This window comes from Superficieibacter sp. 1612_C1 (assembly GCF_015234305.1).
Taxonomy (GTDB): domain Bacteria; phylum Pseudomonadota; class Gammaproteobacteria; order Enterobacterales; family Enterobacteriaceae; genus Superficieibacter.
On the sequence record NZ_JADGMI010000004.1, the window covers coordinates 46,686 to 65,312 of the forward strand.

The 18,627-nt window shown below is 57.1% G+C and carries 19 protein-coding genes; 6 read left to right on the forward strand and 13 right to left on the reverse strand.

Going from position 1 to position 18,627, the window contains the following annotated elements:
* Window positions 1-28: 28 nt before the first annotated feature.
* From mdcH to prs, 10 genes are all read right to left on the reverse strand, one after another.
* On the reverse strand, window positions 29-931 hold the full coding sequence (mdcH, locus tag INT84_RS14350; RefSeq protein WP_194207324.1) for a malonate decarboxylase subunit epsilon: 903 nt from the start codon (window positions 929-931) through the stop codon (window positions 29-31).
* Window positions 928-1,548 (reverse strand): malonate decarboxylase holo-ACP synthase, encoded by a 621-nt coding sequence (locus INT84_RS14355; protein WP_194207325.1) that lies wholly within the window; start codon window positions 1,546-1,548, stop codon window positions 928-930. Before INT84_RS14355 ends, mdcH begins: the two co-directional genes overlap by 4 nt.
* Before the next feature lies 1 nt (window position 1,549).
* The gene (locus INT84_RS14360) at window positions 1,550-2,509 is read right to left on the reverse strand and encodes an AEC family transporter (RefSeq protein ID WP_194207326.1); all 960 of its coding nucleotides are present in this window, start codon (window positions 2,507-2,509) and stop codon (window positions 1,550-1,552) included.
* Window positions 2,510-2,672: 163 nt separating this feature from the next.
* On the reverse strand, window positions 2,673-3,473 hold the full coding sequence (gene mdcE, locus INT84_RS14365) for a biotin-independent malonate decarboxylase subunit gamma (RefSeq protein WP_176916769.1): 801 nt from the start codon (window positions 3,471-3,473) through the stop codon (window positions 2,673-2,675).
* Entirely contained in the window at window positions 3,473-4,306 is an 834-nt protein-coding gene (locus INT84_RS14370; protein WP_194207327.1) for a biotin-independent malonate decarboxylase subunit beta, read from the reverse strand. Before INT84_RS14370 ends, mdcE begins: the two co-directional genes overlap by 1 nt.
* Window positions 4,299-4,598: a malonate decarboxylase acyl carrier protein gene (mdcC, locus tag INT84_RS14375; protein WP_176916749.1), complete on the reverse strand. Its 300-nt coding sequence runs from the start codon at window positions 4,596-4,598 to the stop codon at window positions 4,299-4,301. The genes INT84_RS14370 and mdcC overlap by 8 nt, the downstream gene beginning before the upstream one ends.
* A 9-nt stretch (window positions 4,599-4,607) precedes the next feature.
* Entirely contained in the window at window positions 4,608-5,462 is an 855-nt protein-coding gene (locus tag INT84_RS14380; RefSeq protein WP_194207328.1) for a triphosphoribosyl-dephospho-CoA synthase, read from the reverse strand.
* A complete protein-coding gene (gene mdcA / locus INT84_RS14385) occupies window positions 5,462-7,117 on the reverse strand; it encodes a malonate decarboxylase subunit alpha (RefSeq protein ID WP_176916751.1) in 1,656 nt (551 codons plus the stop codon). The genes INT84_RS14380 and mdcA overlap by 1 nt, the downstream gene beginning before the upstream one ends.
* A gap of 403 nt (window positions 7,118-7,520) precedes the next feature.
* Window positions 7,521-9,011, reverse strand: coding sequence for a nicotinate phosphoribosyltransferase (locus tag INT84_RS14390; RefSeq protein ID WP_194207329.1), 1,491 nt, complete (start codon window positions 9,009-9,011; stop codon window positions 7,521-7,523).
* Between the two features lie 12 nt (window positions 9,012-9,023).
* Entirely contained in the window at window positions 9,024-9,884 is an 861-nt protein-coding gene (gene prs / locus INT84_RS14395) for a ribose-phosphate diphosphokinase (RefSeq protein ID WP_194207330.1), read from the reverse strand.
* Between the two features lie 199 nt (window positions 9,885-10,083).
* Between prs and INT84_RS14400 the strand changes: the two genes are divergently transcribed.
* The 4 genes from INT84_RS14400 (at window position 10,084) to INT84_RS14415 (ending at window position 13,016) form a co-directional block, all read left to right on the forward strand.
* Window positions 10,084-10,803, forward strand: a complete 720-nt coding sequence (locus INT84_RS14400) for an NUDIX hydrolase (protein ID WP_194207331.1) — start codon at window positions 10,084-10,086, stop codon at window positions 10,801-10,803.
* Window positions 10,804-10,884: 81 nt separating this feature from the next.
* Window positions 10,885-11,901 (forward strand): hydrolase, encoded by a 1,017-nt coding sequence (locus INT84_RS14405; RefSeq protein ID WP_194207332.1) that lies wholly within the window; start codon window positions 10,885-10,887, stop codon window positions 11,899-11,901.
* Window positions 11,902-12,120: a YheU family protein gene (locus INT84_RS14410; protein ID WP_176916756.1), complete on the forward strand. Its 219-nt coding sequence runs from the start codon at window positions 11,902-11,904 to the stop codon at window positions 12,118-12,120.
* Window positions 12,121-12,146: 26 nt separating this feature from the next.
* The gene (locus INT84_RS14415; RefSeq protein WP_194207333.1) at window positions 12,147-13,016 is read left to right on the forward strand and encodes a phosphoribulokinase; all 870 of its coding nucleotides are present in this window, start codon (window positions 12,147-12,149) and stop codon (window positions 13,014-13,016) included.
* A 195-nt stretch (window positions 13,017-13,211) separates the two neighbouring features.
* Here INT84_RS14415 and INT84_RS14420 read toward each other — a convergent pair whose 3' ends face one another.
* On the reverse strand, window positions 13,212-13,616 hold the full coding sequence (locus INT84_RS14420; RefSeq protein WP_194207334.1) for an OsmC family protein: 405 nt from the start codon (window positions 13,614-13,616) through the stop codon (window positions 13,212-13,214).
* A gap of 307 nt (window positions 13,617-13,923) precedes the next feature.
* Between INT84_RS14420 and crp the strand changes: the two genes are divergently transcribed.
* Window positions 13,924-14,556 (forward strand): cAMP-activated global transcriptional regulator CRP, encoded by a 633-nt coding sequence (crp, locus tag INT84_RS14425; RefSeq protein ID WP_103677200.1) that lies wholly within the window; start codon window positions 13,924-13,926, stop codon window positions 14,554-14,556.
* Window positions 14,557-14,599: 43 nt separating this feature from the next.
* A complete protein-coding gene (locus INT84_RS14430; RefSeq protein WP_194207335.1) occupies window positions 14,600-16,687 on the forward strand; it encodes a YccS/YhfK family putative transporter in 2,088 nt (695 codons plus the stop codon).
* On the opposite strand, the gene INT84_RS14435 is transcribed toward INT84_RS14430, so the two are convergent.
* Together INT84_RS14435 and pabA are read right to left on the reverse strand one after the other, a co-directional pair.
* Entirely contained in the window at window positions 16,677-17,897 is a 1,221-nt protein-coding gene (locus INT84_RS14435) for an aspartate aminotransferase family protein (RefSeq protein WP_194207336.1), read from the reverse strand. The two genes, INT84_RS14430 and INT84_RS14435, sit on opposite strands and share 11 nt — an antisense overlap.
* Window positions 17,898-17,984: 87 nt before the next feature.
* Entirely contained in the window at window positions 17,985-18,548 is a 564-nt protein-coding gene (gene pabA, locus INT84_RS14440) for an aminodeoxychorismate synthase component 2 (protein ID WP_194207337.1), read from the reverse strand.
* Between the last annotated feature and the right edge of the window lie 79 nt (window positions 18,549-18,627).

Here is an 18,627-nt window from a genome sequence, read left to right on the forward strand (position 1 = left end):
GGTACAGTGCCAACAACCGCATCGGTCATCAATCCTGCGCTCGTAGCCGTTTCGCCAGATGTACCGCAACCTCTACCCCGCTGCGGTCCAGCGAGAGGGATTCCCCTTCCCACGCGGCCTGCCGCGTCAGACAGGTTAAAATGCCGCCCGGCGGCATCTCGATTGCCAGTCGCGCCTCGCGTTCATTAGCGGCAATCACCGCCTCCTGCCAGCGCACCGTGCGTGCCATATTCATCGCCAGATCGTCGGCGATCTTTTCCGGTTGCCACAGTACGCGTCCGGTGCTGCCACTCAGATAAGCGCAGCGCGGACGGGAAAGCGTCACATTGTTGAAAGCTGCCACCAGCTTTTGCGCCGGTTCCGCCAGCAGTGCGCAGTGCGACGGCACGCTTACCGCCAGACGATGCGCCTTGCTGGCCCCTTTTTCCAGCGCCCGCCGTGCCACTTCCGCCATTGCTTCATCGGACCCGGCAATTACAATCTGCGTTTCGGCGTTGAGATTCGCGATGTAAGCTCCGCTACCTTCAAGCAGCGCTTCCACCTGGCTGAGCGTCAGGCCCATAATCGCCGTCAGCCCGTAGCCGTGAGGATACGCCTGCTCCATCAAATCGCCGCGCAGGGCGACCAGTTTTAACGCATCGGCAAAATCCAGCGCTCCGGCAATAACCGCGGCGGGATACGCACCGATAGAAAGCCCGCTGACGATATCCGGCTCAACGTCGCGGCGCTGTAACTCCCGGCCCCAGGCAACGCCGGCGATCAACAGCGCCAGCTGCACCGCGCGGGTATGACGTAACGCTTCGGGTGAATCCAGCGTGTCGGCCTCATCGCCCAGCACCGTACGCGCCTGCTCCATCTCATCACCGGGAAGCTGTTGCAGCATGCCGGGACGCTGCGTTCCCTGCCCCGGAAAGGTAAACAGAATTTTCATGACTCCTCCCTGCGCCACGGGTCGCGTACCAGACGCGGCCCCCGGCTGGTTTTCAGCAATACTTTGCCGTCGCGTAACCACTCCGCCAGCGCGAAGCCGCCATAAGGCGTCTCCAGCTGGGTGTCCGCACGGCAAAGGACTGTCGTTAATGATTGCTGCCAGCGTTCAAGTTGCGCGGGTGCCAGCGGCTGCGGCGCACGGATCAGCAAGTCCAGATCGCTCTGGGCATGAATAACCGGAATACCGGTTGCCAGCGCGTACCCTACGCTGCCAGTCACTCCCCACTGCCACGGCCACGCCAGTTGGGCAAGCTGAAGTGCCACCTGTACCGGCGGCTGCGAGATAAACGGCGAACGTAGCAGCGTCTGTGGCTCGACCAGATCGTCCGGCGCGACCACGCGTACGACGTGCTCAGGACGAACCCAGCCCGCCGCCCGCTGGTCACGACGCATCCCGCGAACGCCTACCGGAATGCGCCCTTGCGCATCAACATCACGCCGCACCACCACCGGCAGGCCGGTATGCCACACGTCATCCACCCAGGACTCCGTGATACCGTCCAGCGCGTCACGCGCGGTTAGCCAGATAAGATCGTGCGGGCGTAATGTTGAGGTCATCTTAGAGTCCTGAAGTCAGCGAGATAAACAGCGGCAGCGACAGGATACACAATACGGAACTGAGCAGCAGCACGGCTTCGGCATCCGGCGACTGCACGCCAAAGCGGTTACCAAAGACCACGCCGAAGAAGCCTGCCGCCAGCGCAATCATCAGGATCGCGGTGATGGCTACCGAACCATGCAGGCCAAACGCCAGCACCAGACCCCATGCAATAACCGGCTGGATCAACAGCTTGGTGATGGTCGCGCTGATCACCATGGTGTTGATTTGTAGCTTACGGGCAGAGAGGATCACCCCGGTCAGGAACAGCGCGGCAGCCGTCGCCGACAGTCCCAGCGGTTTAATCGCCGCCAGCACCAGCTCCGGCATTTTGATGCCGATAGCGGAGAGGATCACCCCCAGCAGCGGCCCCATCACGATAGGTTTTTTCAGCGAACGCCACATCAGCACCGGCAGCATCGCCAGCGTGGAGCCGGTGTTATTACCCTCCGCACGCGCTTTTTCACGTTCCAGAATCAGCAGGCAGAACGGCGTCATCAGCACGGAACCACAGGCAATCGACACGGCGACGGAAAGCGATGTTGCCGCCCCTTCGCCCAGCACGCTACCCAGAATCGGCAGGCCGAGCGCCGCGTAGTTCGGCAGGGCCACGGTCAATGTCAGCACCGCAGCATCCTGTGGCGATTTTTTGAAGACTTTAGTCGCCAGGAAATAAATGGCAGCGTAGGTGATCCACATTGCCAGAGTCAGTACCAGCACCAGCGGTGACTGCGCAAGAATACCGGTCCACGGCGTCTGTACCGTCGCGCTGAACAGCGTCGCCGGTAACGCAAAATCCATCACAAAGATGTTAAGCAGGGAAACATTCTTGTTATCCACCATTTTGGCCTTCCCGGCCCAGAACCCCAGCAGCATGATGATAAAAATCGGTGCAAGAGCATGAACAATCACATAAGTCATAAATCACCTGTAGTTAAAAAGAAAATCACGTCATCCTTCAGGCGGCCGCTCCCTGAGCTGGCTGAAGCACGTTGTGGTTAGTACTGGCGCGATGATTATTATTTTTCAGTTGCCTGCTCAGCGCGTCGCCGCGCGGCAGGCAATCCGGCAGGTCTCTTGTTGCTTACCAGCTCGCCTTCATACGTTCGCGCACGAGGGCAGAGCTGCGGCGGTTGTCAGCACCCAGACGGCTTTTCAGCGTCGGATCCTGACGAGCGTCGTTGATGGCCCGTTGCAGCGTGGTTAACACCAGCGTCAGATCGTTTGCAGACGGAGCATCCGGGTTGCTGATATCCAGCAGATCGGCGAGCAGTCCCAGGGTGGCGTAGTTATCGATGTCATACGCCATTGGCGGAATAGTCGCCGCCAGTTTCTCCAGCGATTCAACGCTACGCAGGGTGATACGTGCGGCGGATTCTTTGCCCATCGCATGAATCAGCACGCCGTTATCGTTGAAGGCAATCAGACGGTTTGCCTGGTAGCCGTGCGCCAGAAACGCGCCGGACATCGCTTTACCGACGATCAGACCAATCACCGGATGCCCCGCCAGACGCGCGTTGGCATAGGCTGCCGCCGCACCGGCCAGCGCCTGATGAATACCAAAACCTTCTTCACGACGACCGTAGGCCTGGCTTGGCACGTCGATCACTGCCACAATCGGGCGTTTGACGGCTTTCTCTGCGTCGGCGGCGATGGTTTCACTGACCACTTTCGCCAGCGTCCAGCCTTCCAGCAGCCCCACTTCGCCTTTGGCGGCGCGCGGGTAATGGTTGTTCGCATCCGGCACCACGGCAATAAAGCGCACCGTTTCACCATTCAGTTCACCGTCAGCGGCCTGTACAGACGGGCACAGCCCTTCCAGACGTTTCGCATTCGGTACGAGAGTTTCCAGCCATAATTCGCCACGGCTTATTGAAGTGCTCATCATTTCACCTCCCGGGCAAAGAGCGCGTTAATCTGTTCGGTATCGGCCTGTTTACGGGTGTCGAAGTTGGTCAGACGGTTAAGATAATCGTCGTAGTTGTCGGTGCGATGTTTCGCCGGAACGCCTTTCGCCAGCGCGTCGTTCATCGCCTCTTTCACTGCATTTATGCCGTCGCCCACTAATGCATCCACCAGCCCGCTTTGATAGCGCACTTCACCACCGGTCATGCTCCAGATAAACGGACGGTCGCGGGAGTCGTACTCTTCAATCCCCGCTTCCTGTTCGATCACCTGCGGGCCGTTCAGACCCAGACGCGCTTCACGGGTGACAATCAGATAGCTGCACAGCGCGGCGGCGATGGACATCCCGCCGAAACAGCCCACGGTCCCGGCCACGATACCGACCACCGGGGTATAGCGACGCAGATCGACAATCGCCGCGTGGATATCAGCAATCGCCGCCAGACCGAGGTTCGCTTCCTGTAAGCGCACGCCGCCGGTTTCGAGGCACAGTACTGCCTGAGTAGGAATACCGTTGCGGTTATCTTCCGCCGCCAGTTCCAGCGCTGCCGCCATTTTGGCCCCGGACACTTCGCCCATGCTGCCGCCCTGAAACGCGCCTTCAATGGCAACCACAACCGAAGGTTCGCCGTTGATGGTGCCTTTAGCGACCACCATGCCATCGTCGGCCTGCGGGACGATGCCCTGAGCGCCCAGCCACGGAGAGACAATCCCTTCAAACGGGTCGAGCAGTTCGCGATAGCTGCCGTCATCCAGCAGCGCCTGCGCGCGCTGGCGCGCTTTCAATTCAATAAAACTGCGATCGTCACGCATAGCTCACCTCTTCAAATACCTGTTCGATACGGATACGCGCCACGCCGGGCGTTGCGCCGAAATCGTGGATCGTCAGTTTCCCGGCAGGCAGGCTGCTGACCGTTTCTAAACGGCTGAACAGCGCTTCCCAGCGGCTACGGCTGTTATCGACAGAAGTGGTGATATCAATGGTTAACGTCTGGCCCTGGTCGGCGGTGAATAACACCTCCATATCCCCGGAGCCCACAACGCCAGCCAGCGCTTTACCGCTTAAGGTGCGGCTGGCCGGTACGGTTAACGTAATGTGTTCCATAACATCCTCTTAATGCGTTAAATAAGGCGACTCAATGCGATCGAGAAACAGGGTGGCGGCGAGCAAGTCTGCGGCCCCGCCCGGCGAGGCGTTCAGTGCCAGCATGTGCCTGTCGAGTGCGGCTAATGCCATCTGGCCTTCCGGATGAGCGCTGCCGCCGGCGTTAAGCACTGCGCGGGCACCGTTCTGCATCGCGTCCAGCCCTTCCAGCCCGGCGCGGGAGAGCACGCAGGTGTCGGTCAGCGAGGTCATGATGGCCATCAGGGCATCCAGCCGGGCATGCGTTTCGCTGCCATGCTGTCGGCTTAAGCGCAACTGCGGCAACGCCCGCTGCATAATGTGCGGAAACGCCTGCTGCGCCTCTTCACGCGCGCCCGGTACCCGGTAGCGGTGCGTGGCGCGAAGCCCTTTACTGAAGAGCCTGGGCGCGGCGTCATCCGGCAGTTTTGCCAGTTCGGCGGCGGTGTTCGCCACCTGCTGTGCGCTACCTACGCCCCCGTGCATTGCCACGGCACTCACCAACAGTCCCAGCGCCCAAATCGCGCCGCGATGGGTGTTTACGCCGTCGGTGGCCGCCATCATCTGCTGCTCGCCTTCGCGACCGAGTCGCCCTATGGTTTGTCTGAGCGCAATGTCAGCGGGCCGCAGCCAGCTTTGTTGCGCCAGCGCCTGAAACGTGGGGGTGAGGCTGTGCGCGGAGCGCTCCATCAGCGCGAGTGATAAATCGTGGTGCGCGCCGTTCCCCCGACTGTCCACCAGACCGGGTTTCGGGCTTAATCGCGCTTCGTCAATCAGACACTGCGTGGCGGCTCGCGCCAGCCATTCGGCACCGCCTTCAACCTGGATCCGGGGCAGAAGTTTCATTACCAGCTCCGGAATTTCGCAGGTGGGTTGTAGAGACCGCCGGACCATTCAACCAGATCCGATACGCTACCAGCCGCCAGCAGAGAACGGGTGGCGTCGGTGCGACGAATACCCATATCTTCCGGGTAAACCACTTTTCCACTCTGGCGCAGCGCGGCAACGCGTTTAGCGTCCACGCCCAGCCCGATGTCGGTGATACCCGCGACCGCCGCGACCATCGCGCGACGCTCTTCAAGACTTTCGGCACGATAGAGATAGGCGATACCCTCTTCGGTCAGGACATGGGTCACGTCATCGCCGTAGATCATCACCGGAGCCAGCGGCATCCCGGAGGTTTTTGCCACTTCAATAGCATCGAGTTTTTCGACGAAGGTCGGTTTCACGCCTGCCTGGAAGGTTTCGACCATCTGGACGACCAGTTTTTTCCCGCGCTGCATTGGGTCCGGTTCGGTGATCATATTCAGCCATGCCGGGGTGGCATGACGACGCCCATGCGGATCGTGGCCCATATTTGGCGCACCGCCGAAGCCGGAAAGACGACCACGGGTCACGGTTGAGGAGTTGGCATAACCATCGACCTGCAAGGTGGAGCCGATAAACATATCCACCGCGTACTGACCGGCCAGCTGGCAGAAGGCGCGGTTAGAACGCATGGAGCCATCAGCCCCGGTAAAGAACACGTCAGGACGGGCGCGGATGTACTCTTCCATCCCCAGCTCGCCGCCGAAGCAGTGCACGCTCTCCACCCAGCCACTTTCAATGGCCGGGATCAGCGTCGGATGCGGGTTCAGGGTCCAGTGTTTACAGATTTTACCTTTCAGGCCGAGCTGTTCGCCGTAGGTCGGCAGCAGCAGTTCGATAGCGGCGGTATTAAAGCCGATGCCGTGGTTCAGCGACTGCACCTGATGCTCCGCGTAGATGCCCTTGATGGCCATCATCGCCATCAGGATATGCTCCTGTTTGATCAGGCGCGGGTCGCGGGTAAACAGCGGTTCGATAAAGAACGGTTTGTCGGCGACCACCACGTAGTCAATCCACGAACCGGGGATATCAACGCGTGGCAGGTCACACTCGTCATCGACCAGTTCATTAACCTGAGCGATAACAATGCCGTCATGGAACGCAGCCGCTTCAACCAGTGCTGGGGTATCTTCAGTGCTCGCCCCGGTATAGAGGTTACCTTTACGGTCGGCTTTAAAACCGGCAATGAGCGCCACGTTCGGCGAGAGATCGACATACAGGCGGGAGTAAAGCTCAATGTACGTATGGATAGCACCGATTTCCAGCAGGCCATCTTCCAGCAACTGCGAGATGCGCAGGCTTTGGGTGCCGGAGAAGGAGAAGTCCAGCTTGCGGGCGATACCTTTTTCAAAGATATCCAGATGCTCGCTACGCCCGACGCTTGGCATGATCATATGCAGGTCATGCACAATCTGCGGGTTGACCTCAGCCAGCATGCGGGACAAGAAATCAGCCTGCTTCTGGTTGTTCCCCTCAAGAACCACGCGGTCACCCGGCGCGATCAGTTTTTCCAGCATCGCGGTGAGATCTGCGGTTGGCAGTACCTTACCCTGCACGGGTACGGAAGCCAGACGCCGCTGTTTTTCAGTGCGGCGGGTATTCCAGACGCGTGCTGGCGTTTGCCCAGATAACATTATGAACCTCCTGATTCAGCAATCAGTTTGATTGGCTTAACACTGGGAAGAGTCTGAGCTTTGGTGAGAAATGCATCAATTAAGCGGCGAGCAGAATCATTAGCCTGAGAGTAATGATTAGAATTGACGTTATGTGATGGGGATCAATTTAGGTCGGGAAAAATGGATTTAATGGATCGCGGCGTCAGGCGCGATAAGCTTAGCAATGGTATGCTGCCTGCCCGGTGGCGCTGCGCTTACCGGGCCTACAATGATCGTAACACTTTGATATGTAGTATTAAACGTAGGCCGGGTAAGGCGAAGCCGCCACCCGGCAGGTTACGGGAACAATTAACGTTGTGCCACACGTATTAAACGTAGGCCGGGTAAGGCGAAGCCGCCACCCGGCATGTCAGGAAGGAAATTAACGTTGTGCCGCCAGACGCTGACGGATCTGTTCGAAATGTTCACGGTTAAAAAGCTGACCATCGAGGAAACGGGTTTTCAGCTCGCCTTCCTGCTCCTGTGCCCAGGTTTGCTCGTCATGAAGCACCAGCTCTCCCTGCGCATCACGTTCAACGCGCAGCAGGCCGCGGGCGGAACGCTTCATGCCGTTATCGGTTTTCGGTTCTTTAAAAATGGTGCGCCCTTCACCGTTCACCTGTCCCCAGGTGGCTTTCATCGCAAAGCCGAAAGTATCACGCGTGTTGTACTGGTAGGTGAAGGAGCCAATGCCAAACACCACGTTAGAACTGGCAAAACCTTTTGCTTCCAGCCGGCGCAGGATCTCATTGGCCCGCTCAAGGGTAATGGAATCGCCGTAAATCAGTCCCACGTGCGGGTCGAGGACTTTATACCCCTTCTCATTCACCGTGCCGCCAAAAATCTCCCACAGCACTTCCACCGACCCTTTTTCTTCCGGGCTACGCTCAGCACGCGTATCGTCATCTGCCCCGGTGCCACAAAGAATATCTACCGGGTCGCCGCTGTCAGGACGAAATACCACGCGCCCTTCCCGGCTCATAATCAACGACTTCAGTTCGCGGGTATATTCGGTCAGCACGCGCCAGTAGTCCCAGGTATCCGAAACGATTGAAACGAATCCCTGCGGGTAGAGGTCGGCAATCAGACGACGAAACGTCTCAATCTCGCCTTCATGCTGGCCCATGCACATCACGCTGTGTTCCGTCGCCGGGATGCTCGCGCCGATAAAGTACTCTTCGCCTTCGGTGTAGTAATCCCGCGCATACAGAATAGACGGAATGCTGTCGGTGCCTTTAAAGCTCAACAGATGGCCGCTGCCCGCCTGCATGGTGTCCTGTAAACCGGCCATCCCGCGGAAAGAAAAGTCGTGGCACTGAAAATCCAGATGAGTGAGATCGCTACAGGTTTTTGCCGCCCATTTTTCGCAAATCTTGCGGTAGTGGTGCGCAATCGTGGCATTGGTCGACGCTTTCCACAGTTCGGCGGAGAGCACCGTCTCCAGATAGTTCACCAGCCAGAACGCATCGTCGCGGGTGTTCGTGATCGTCAGGACCGGCACCTTCATCGGTACTTTGCTGCCTTCATCCAGCGCTTTAATGTGCAGCGGAAGATAGCCGGTACGGTGCAGCGTGCGGATGTGGTCGACCGCCACCGCGTCGCGCCCCAGATAGCTGTCCATCACCTGTTTGTACTCATTCACCACCTCATCTTCCGGACGGGAGAAAAAGGCATCGTTAAACAGATCGACCAGGAACCACTGCATAAAGCCCTGTAAACCGAAAAATACCAGCTTGCCATCGGCAAGCGGAGACTGAAAAAAGCGATCGCTGCGCGGCGTAAAGTTGGAGTAAACCTTCGTGGTGCCCTGCGGATACTGCACGCGGTGCGACACTTTGTAGCCATCGATAGCCAGAATAGGATTCATTTTCATGATGTTTCTCCGTTAAGCGCCGTAAATAGCAGCGATATCAATCAGTTCAAGGTTCGGATGCGCAAGCGCGGGTGAAGTAAACGAGGTGGTGGTGTAAATTGCGTCGATGCCGTTTGAAAGCAGATTTTCCACGCCTTTAGAAAAGATACCGTGCGTGACGTACAGGCTGACGCTGCGAGCGCCTGCATCGCGCAACACCTGGGCGGAGCCAATAAACGTCCCTCCGGCATCACACAAGTCATCAACAATTAGCACATCCCTGCCTTTCACATCACCGGAAACCAGCGCGAAACCGGTCAGGTTGCCGCTCGCCACATCGCGCTTTTTCGTTAATACCGCGTATTCAGATGCCCCTGTCGCTCTGGCAACCGCGTCAATTTTTTTCAGCGCGCCCGCATCCGGGGCGACCAGCATTAACGCCTGCTGCTGAAACTGACGTGCCAGCGTGGGGCTATGCAGCAGACAGACTTCCTGCGGGACAGTGACAAAATTATCAATCGCTGCCCCCGCCGCATCGCTGTGCGGGTCGAGCACCTTAACTTTATCGAAACCCAGGGCGTTGAGATGACGGGCGAAAACCTTCAGCGCAAAGCTGTCGCCTGCGACCATATGGCGGTCCTGACGCGCCCAGGGTAGCCACGGAAGCTCAAGGTGGCTGACCAGCACATCGGTAACATGGCGCACGGCGTCAACCAGTTGAGCCAGCAACATGAAATCATTCATATCACGCATGGCAGCGGCGCGAACACGCATCAGTTGTGCGCGTTCTGGCAGTTTGCCTGTCACCTTCAGCCATACCGCACCGTCAGGGAAAATGCCGGTTGTTAAGGCAATCTCTTGATTATCAATGAATAACTGCAACCGTTTTTCCATTTCTTCGCCCTCTCGCTTAATTAGTGTCCCTGTGACAATTTAATAATGTCCCTAAGACACATATTATGCAAGTTATTTTTTGAACAAAAAGCAAAATAACGTTAATTGCCTGATAACAGAAATAAAAAAAGCGTATGTATTGTGCAGGCTCGGGCTGGTAAACTGGGTTTTTCCTGCCATTACGAGTTGCCACGGTAAAATGACGACAGAAGCGGAATACCTGAAAAATTACGACGCCAGCCGTTTTCCTTCGCCGCTGGTAACGGTCGACAGCGTGCTTTTTACCCTTCATCAGGGCGAACTTTGCGTGCTGCTGGTGGAGCGAGCCAGTCAGCCGCAACAGGGCTGCTGGGGATTACCGGGGGGGTTTATTGATATTGCTCGCGATACCTCCACGCGTGATACGGCGCTGCGCAAGCTGACGGAAAAAACGGGGGTGTCGCCATCGTGGCTGGAACAACTCGATACCTTTTCCGGCCCGGATCGCGACCCGCGCGGCTGGAGCCTGACGGTAAGCTGGTTTGCGCTGATATCATGGGTGGACTGCGCGCCGCATATCGAAACCGTCAGCGATGCGAAATGGATCCCGGTACAGGCGCTTGCCCGCTATGAGCTGGCGTTTGATCATGCTGCGATTGTGCAGGCGGGTCTGCATCGTCTTCGGCAGAAAACCATGTATTCCCTGCTGCCCGTCTATTGTTTGCCTGAAAATTTTACTCACGCGCAGCTTCAGGAAGCCACAGAGATCATCCTCGGCCAGCCGATCCAGCGCAAAAGCCTGATCCGCCGTATTGAGGCGTCGGGTATGCTGGAGGAGACCGGCGAGAGCATCGCCACTGGCGCACGTAAAGCCCGATTGTGGCGGCGCAAGCCCGGCGTGGATATTCATCTTTTTTCCCGCAATTTGCTGGCTGAATAATGACTACCACGTTAAATGCATAAACCGCACTAATAATTACGGGTTATAGTACGGCGCAATTTCCTTAAACTATCCTCTGTCATGGCTCAAATTTCATCTGAACAACCGCTCGTCGGACAAGACGATATGCACTCTTTTCACCCCATGCCGGGGGCGAGGAATCCGCATCTGCAAACCATGCTGCCGCGCCTGCTGCGTCGCCGGGTGCAGTTCACGCCGGTGTGGCAACGCCTCGATCTGCCGGACGGTGATTTCGTCGATCTGGCGTGGAGCGAAGATCCGCAGCAGGCCAGGCATAAGCCCCGGCTGGTGGTTTTTCATGGGCTGGAGGGCAGCCTGCATAGCCCCTACGCGCACGGATTGATCCACGCGGCGAAAGCGCGCGGCTGGCTTGGCGTGGTGATGCATTTTCGTGGCTGTAGCGGTGAGCCAAATCGTCTGAACCGTATCTATCATTCGGGAGAAACTGAGGACGGCACCTGGTTCTTGCACTGGCTGAAGCGCGAGTTCGGCAGCGTCCCTACCGCAGCGGTGGGTTACTCGCTGGGGGGTAACATGCTGGCATGTCTGCTGGCAAAAGAAGGCAGTAACGCACCGCTTGACGCGGCGGCGATTGTCTCCGCCCCCTTTGTGCTGGAAGCGTGCAGCTATCACATGGAGAAAGGCTTTTCGCGCGTCTATCAGCGCTACCTGCTTAATCTGCTGAAAGGGAATGCGACCCGCAAACTGAAGGCGTATCCCGGCACGCTGCCGATTGAACTGGCCCAGCTAAAGCAGGTACGCCGCCTGCGCGAGTTTGATGATTTGATCACCGCGCGTATTCATGGTTTTGCCGACGCTATCGACTATTATCGTCAGTGCAGCGCGATGCCGTTGCTCAATCAGATCGCCAAACCGACGCTGATCATCCATGCTAAAGACGATCCGTTTATGGATCATCACGTTATTCCCGATCCCGACACCTTACCGGCGCAGGTAGAGTATCAGCTCACCGAGCATGGCGGGCACGTCGGATTTGTGGGCGGCACGCTGCGGCGTCCGGAAATGTGGCTGGAAAAACGCATTCCCGACTGGCTGACAACATACCTCGGAGCCTAAATGATTATTCCCTGGCAGGATCTCGCCCCTGAAACGCTCGACAGTCTGATCGAAAGCTTTGTCTTGCGTGAGGGCACTGATTATGGTGAACATGAGCGTTCGCTCGAGCAAAAAGTCGCCGACGTTAAACATCAGCTTAAAACGGGTGACGCCGTGCTGGTGTGGTCTGAACTGCATGAGACGGTCAACATCATGCCTCGCAAGCAGTTTCGCGACTAATTTTACTGATTACTCAGGGAGTTGCTATGTCTGCCAAACATCCGGTGATTGCGGTAACGGGTTCCAGCGGTGCGGGAACCACCACCACCAGTCTCGCCTTCCGTAAGATTTTTTCTCAGCTCAACCTGCATGCGGCGGAAGTCGAAGGGGATAGTTTTCATCGCTATACCCGCCCGGAAATGGACATGGCGATCCGCAAAGCGCGCGATCTGGGTCGGCATATCAGCTACTTCGGCCCCGAGGCCAACGACTTTGGCCTGCTGGAGCACACATTTACTGAATATGGTCATTCCGGCACAGGCCAGGCGCGAAAGTATCTGCATACCTATGACGAAGCCGTGCCGTGGAACCAGGTGCCGGGCACCTTTACCCCGTGGCAACCGCTACCGGAACCGACCGACGTGCTGTTTTATGAGGGATTGCACGGCGGCGTGGTCACCCCACAGCACGATGTCGCACGCCATGTCGATTTGCTGGTGGGCGTGGTACCGATTGTTAACCTCGAATGGATCCAGAAGTTAATTCGCGATACCAGCGAGCGCGGTCACTCCCGCGAGGCGGTGATGGACTCGGTGGTGCGCTCAATGGAAGATTATATCAATTTCATTACGCCGCAGTTTTCGCGCACGCACATTAACTTTCAGCGGGTGCCGACCGTCGATACCTCCAACCCGTTCGCTGCGAAAGGCATCCCGTCACTGGATGAAAGCTTTGTCGTTATTCATTTTCGCAATCTGGAAGGGATCGATTTCCCGTGGCTACTGGCGATGCTTCAGGGATCGTTTATTTCCCACATCAATACCCTGGTGGTACCCGGCGGAAAAATGGGGCTGGCGATGGAACTGATCATGCTGCCGCTGGTGCAGCGGCTGATGGAAGGCAAAAAAATAGAATAACGCGAGATGAATTGAACGTGCCAGGCACCGTGCCACTCTGCCCGGCGGCGCTGCGCTTGCACGGGCCTGTGGTGAGTACAACGGGCAGGAATTACCTCTATAAAACAAGGTAATACCGCTCCACGATTGTAGGCCGGGTAAGGCGCAGCCGCCACCCGGCATAACAACGATGCAGCGGCCTGAACTGCGCCTTTGTTACCCTGCGACCACCTCATACGAATGGGTAATATTCACTGCCTTACCCAGCATCAACGCCACAGAACAATATTTCTCGGCAGAGAGATCTACGGCCCGGGCTACCGCCGCGTCTTTCAGGTCCTTGCCGGTAACGATAAAGTGCAAATTGATATGGGTAAACAAACGCGGGGCTTCTTCACGCCGTTCAGACGTCAGTTTCACCTCGCAGTTTGTCACTTCCTGACGCCCTTTTTGCAGGATCGACACGACGTCGATCGCGCTGCATCCTCCTGCGGCCATCAGCACCATCTCCATCGGGCTGGGCGCTTTATCACCGGAGTTACCGTCCATCAAAATCTGGTGCCCGGAGGCCGACTCACCCAGAAACGTTAACCCCTCTACCCATTTCACTCGCGCTTGCATAACATCCACTCCAGTGTCGCCATTTTCTTCACAGATTACGCGTACATAACAATTCTCGCAACGGAAGGCGACCTGCGTCATGCTGAAGCGAGACACCAGGAGACAGGCGGCAAAAGCTATGCTAAAACAGACGGGATGCTACAGTGATATATTGACTTTGCGCATACATAGATGCAAAGGACATGAGATTAACGGCTGCGGAGCATACCGACAGTCAACTTCCCGCCCGAGGGAAGAAAACGATTGCAACCCCGGAGGCAACGTCGTTTAGCCGCCGGAGATAGCTTATAACAGAGGATAACCGCGCATGGTGCTTGGCAAACCACAAACAGACCCGACTCTCGAATGGTTCTTGTCTCATTGCCACATTCATAAGTACCCATCGAAGAGCACGCTGATTCACCAGGGTGAAAAGGCGGAGACGCTGTATTACATCGTCAAAGGCTCCGTGGCAGTGCTGATTAAAGATGAGGAAGGGAAAGAGATGATCCTTTCTTACCTCAACCAGGGCGATTTTATCGGTGAACTGGGCCTGTTCGAAGAGGGCCAGGAACGTAGCGCCTGGGTGCGTGCAAAAACCGCCTGTGAAGTCGCGGAAATCTCCTACAAAAAATTCCGTCAGCTGATCCAGGTGAATCCGGATATCCTGATGCGTCTTTCCGCACAGATGGCGCGCCGCTTGCAGGTGACGTCTGAAAAAGTGGGCAACCTCGCGTTCCTCGACGTTACCGGTCGCATCGCGCAGACGCTGCTTAACCTGGCGAAACAGCCGGACGCTATGACCCACCCGGACGGCATGCAGATCAAAATCACCCGTCAGGAGATCGGCCAGATCGTCGGTTGCTCTCGTGAAACGGTGGGCCGCATCCTGAAAATGCTGGAAGACCAGAGTCTGATCTCCGCGCACGGTAAAACTATCGTCGTCTACGGCACCCGCTAAGTTCGACAGTCGGCGCATTCTTTGCAATGCGCCGATAAATTCTATGTGGCGCAGGCTTATCTATCACCCGGAAGTGAACTACGCACTACGTCAAACGCTGGTGTTGTGTTTGCCCGTGGCTACAGGTCTGATTATCGGCCAGCTCCAGTACGGTCTGCTATTTTCCCTGGTTCCCGCCTGCTGCAATATTGCCGGTCTTGATACGCCGCATAAGCGTTTTTTTAAACGTCTTATTATTGGCGGTTCGCTGTTTGCCGGCAGTAGCCTGGCCGTTCAGCTTCTGCTGGCACAAGGTGCGCCGCTGCCGCTGGTCCTGACCGCGCTGGCGCTGATACTCGGCGTCACGGCGGAGATCAGCCCTCTCCACGCGCGCCTGCTTCCCGCCTCGTTAATTGCCGCTATCTTCACCCTCAGCCTGGCCGGTTCGGTGCCGGTATGGCAACCGATGCTCCTGTATGCGACAGGCACGCTCTGGTATGGCCTGTTTAACTGGTTCTGGTTCTGGCTATGGCGCGAACAGCCGCTGCGCGAATCGCTAAGCCTGCTTTACCGTCAGCTGGCGGACTACTGCGAGGCCAAATACAGCCTGCTGACCCAGCACGCCGATCCGGAAAAAGCGCTGCCGCCACTGCTGGCGCGTCAGCAAAAAACGGTGGATCTTATCACCCAGTGCTATCAGCAGTTGTATATGCTGTCGGAGAAGAAGCATCACAATTACAAGCGGCTGCGCTGGATGTTCCAGATGGCGCTGGATTTGCAGGAGCACATCTCCGTCAGCCTGCACCAGCCGGAAGAGGTGCAAAAGCTGGTAGAGCAAAGTCACGCGGAAGCGGTGATCCGCTGGAATGCACAAACCGTGGCCGCTCGCCTGCGCGTGATGGCCGACGATATTCTCTATCATCACTATTCCGGGCGCTTCAACATGGAGAAGCAGATTGGCGCGCTGGAGAAGATTGCCCGGCAGAATCCGGATAATCCCGTTGGCCAGTTCTGCGCCTGGCACTTCAGCCGTATTGCCCGCGTGCTGAAAACGCTGCGTCCGCTTTATCCGCGCGATTTGATGGCTGACCGCCAGCGTCGTCTGCCCTTATGGTCGGCGCTTAAAAACTATTTATCACTGAAGTCTCCCGCCCTGCGCACGTCGGCCCGGCTCAGCGTGATGCTCAGCATCGCCAGCCTGGCAGGAAGCGTGCTGCACCTGCCCAAGCCCTACTGGATCTTAATGACCATTATGTTCGTGACGCAAAACGGCTATGGTGCGACGCGGGTGCGGATCCTGCACCGAACGCTGGGCACGCTGGTCGGGCTGGTGATCGCGGGAGCGACTCTGCACTTTAAGGTGCCGGATGGTTTTACGCTGTGCGCGATGCTGGGCATTACGATTATCAGCTATTTGATCCTGCGGAAAAATTACGGCTGGGCGATGATTGGTTTTACCGTCACTGCGGTATATACCCTCCAGCTTATCAACCTTAACGGTGAACAGTTTATTTTGCCGCGGATGATCGACACCGCGCTGGGCTGCCTGATCGCCTTCGGCGGAATGGTCTGGCTGTGGCCACAGTGGCAAAGCGGCCTGCTGCGGCAGAATGCCCACGGTGCGCTGGAAGCGGATCAGGAGGCGCTGCGTCTGATTTTAAGCAACGATCCGCAGGCCCCCACCCTCGCGTATCAGCGGATGCGGGTAAATCAGGCGCATAACACTCTATTCAACTCATTGAACCAGGCGATGCAGGAGCCGGGTTTTAATACGCAGTACCTGGCTGATATGAAGCTCTGGGTTACCCACAGCCAGTTTATCGTCGAGCATATTAATGCGATGACCACCCTGGCACGTGAGCATAATATGCTGACGCCGGATCTGGCGGAGCGCTACCTGCAATCCTGCGAAATTGCCATTCAGCGGTGCCAGCAGCGTCTTGATTCGGAAGGGTCGGGAAGCGCGGGGAGTGTAAACATTCTGGAAGCACCGGAGGGCGCACCGCAAGGTCCATTAAGCACCATGGAGCGCCATCTTGAGCGCATACTTGGGCATCTGAACACCATGCATACTATCTCTTCAGTCGCATGGCGTCAGCGCCCGCATCACGGGATCTGGCTGAGCAGAGCGTCCAGCGGCGTTAAGCGTTAACGATCTGTCCCACCGCCTGCGCAAAACGTTGCATCCCTTCGTCAATATCGGCCTCATCCACCACCAGCGACGGAGCGAAGCGCATGACGTCGGGTCCGGCGTTAAGTACCATCACGCCTTCATCTGCAGCGGCGTACAGCAAATCCCGCGCCCGGCCTTTAAATTGCGGCTTCAGCTCGGCACCGATCAATAGCCCCATTCCACGAATATCGCTGAACAGCGCGTATTTCTCGTTAATCTGCTCAAGATGTTCAACGAACCGCTGACGTTTTGTCGCGATACCGTTCAGCACCTCCGGCGTATTGATAATATCAAACGCCGCGCCTGCCACGGCGCAGGCCAGCGGGTTGCCGCCGTAGGTCGAACCGTGCGATCCGGCGTGAAAGGCGCTGGCAATCTCGTGGGTAGTCAGCATCGCGCTGATCGGGAAGCCGCCGCCAAGCGCTTTGGCGCTGGTGAGGATATCCGGCGTCACGCCATAGTGCATATAGGCAAACAGATCGCCGGTACGGCCCATCCCGCACTGTACTTCATCAAACACCAGCAGCGCCTGATGTTGATCGCACAGGTCGCGCAGACCTTGCAGGAATTCCGGCGTCGCTGCCGTTACGCCGCCCTCGCCCTGGATTGGCTCAACGACTACGGCGCAGGTGTGATCGTCCATCACCGCTTTTACCGCATGCAGATCGTTAAACGGCACGTGAATAATATCCGCCGGTTTTGGCCCAAAGCCGTCAGAATATTTCGGCTGTCCGCCAACGGAGACGGTAAACAGCGAGCGTCCGTGGAAAGCGTTATGAAAGGCAATGATTTTGCTTTTGAACGGACTGTGGCGCACACAGGCATAATGACGGGCCAGCTTAAAGGCGGTCTCATTGGCTTCGGTGCCAGAGTTCATAAACACCACGCGCTCGGCAAAGGTGGCATCGACAATCTTACGCCCCAGGCACAACGCAGGCTCGTTGGTAAACACGTTACTGGTGTGCCACAGCGTCTCGCCCTGGCTTTTCAGCGCTTCCACCAGCGCCGGGTGACAGTGCCCAAGCGCGGTCACCGCAATCCCGCCCGCGAAATCAACGTACTCTTTACCCTGCTGATCCCACACCCGGCTGCCCTGACCCTTGACCGGAATAAACTCCGCCGGTGCATAAATCGGCAGGATCACTTCATCAAACGTTGCGCGCGTTATTGCCGGTTGTTCAGTTGCCATGTTATGCCCACCCTTCTTCATACAGAAATGAATGTGATATTATAATCACAAAATATGCATAAAAAATCACTTAATGGCAACTATAAATCAGCGATGGAGGAAATTCGCCAGAAGCTGATGCCCCTGCTCGCTGAGAATACTCTCCGGGTGAAACTGTACGCCTTCCAGATCCCACTCCCGATGCCGGATACCCATAATTTCCTGCATGTCACTCCAGGCGGTTACCTCGAAGCATTCCGGCAGCGTCGGCGGATCGATCACCAGCGAATGATAGCGCGTTACGGTCAGCGGATTGTTCAGCCCGCGAAATACACCGCTGCTGTTGTGGGTGATCGGCGAGGTTTTGCCGTGCATCACTTTTGCCGCCCGCACAATGGTCGCCCCAAATGCCTGGGCGATGGCCTGATGACCAAGGCAGACGCCAAGGATAGGTAATCTGCCCGCATAGCAGCGGATCGTTTCCAGCGAAATACCCGCCTCATCCGGCGTACAGGGGCCGGGGGAAATGACAATCCTGCGCGGCTTAAGCGCGGCAAGTTCTGCCAGCGTCAGCTCGTCATTGCGGCGCACCAGCACCTCAGCCCCCAGTTCACTGAAGTACTGAAACAGGTTCCAGGTAAAAGAGTCGTAGTTGTCGATGATGAGCAGCATAGTGTGGTACACGAGTGAAATAAGGCGGGTATGGTAACAAATTGCTGATAAAGCGCCACGCTGCGCGGCGGGATGACCT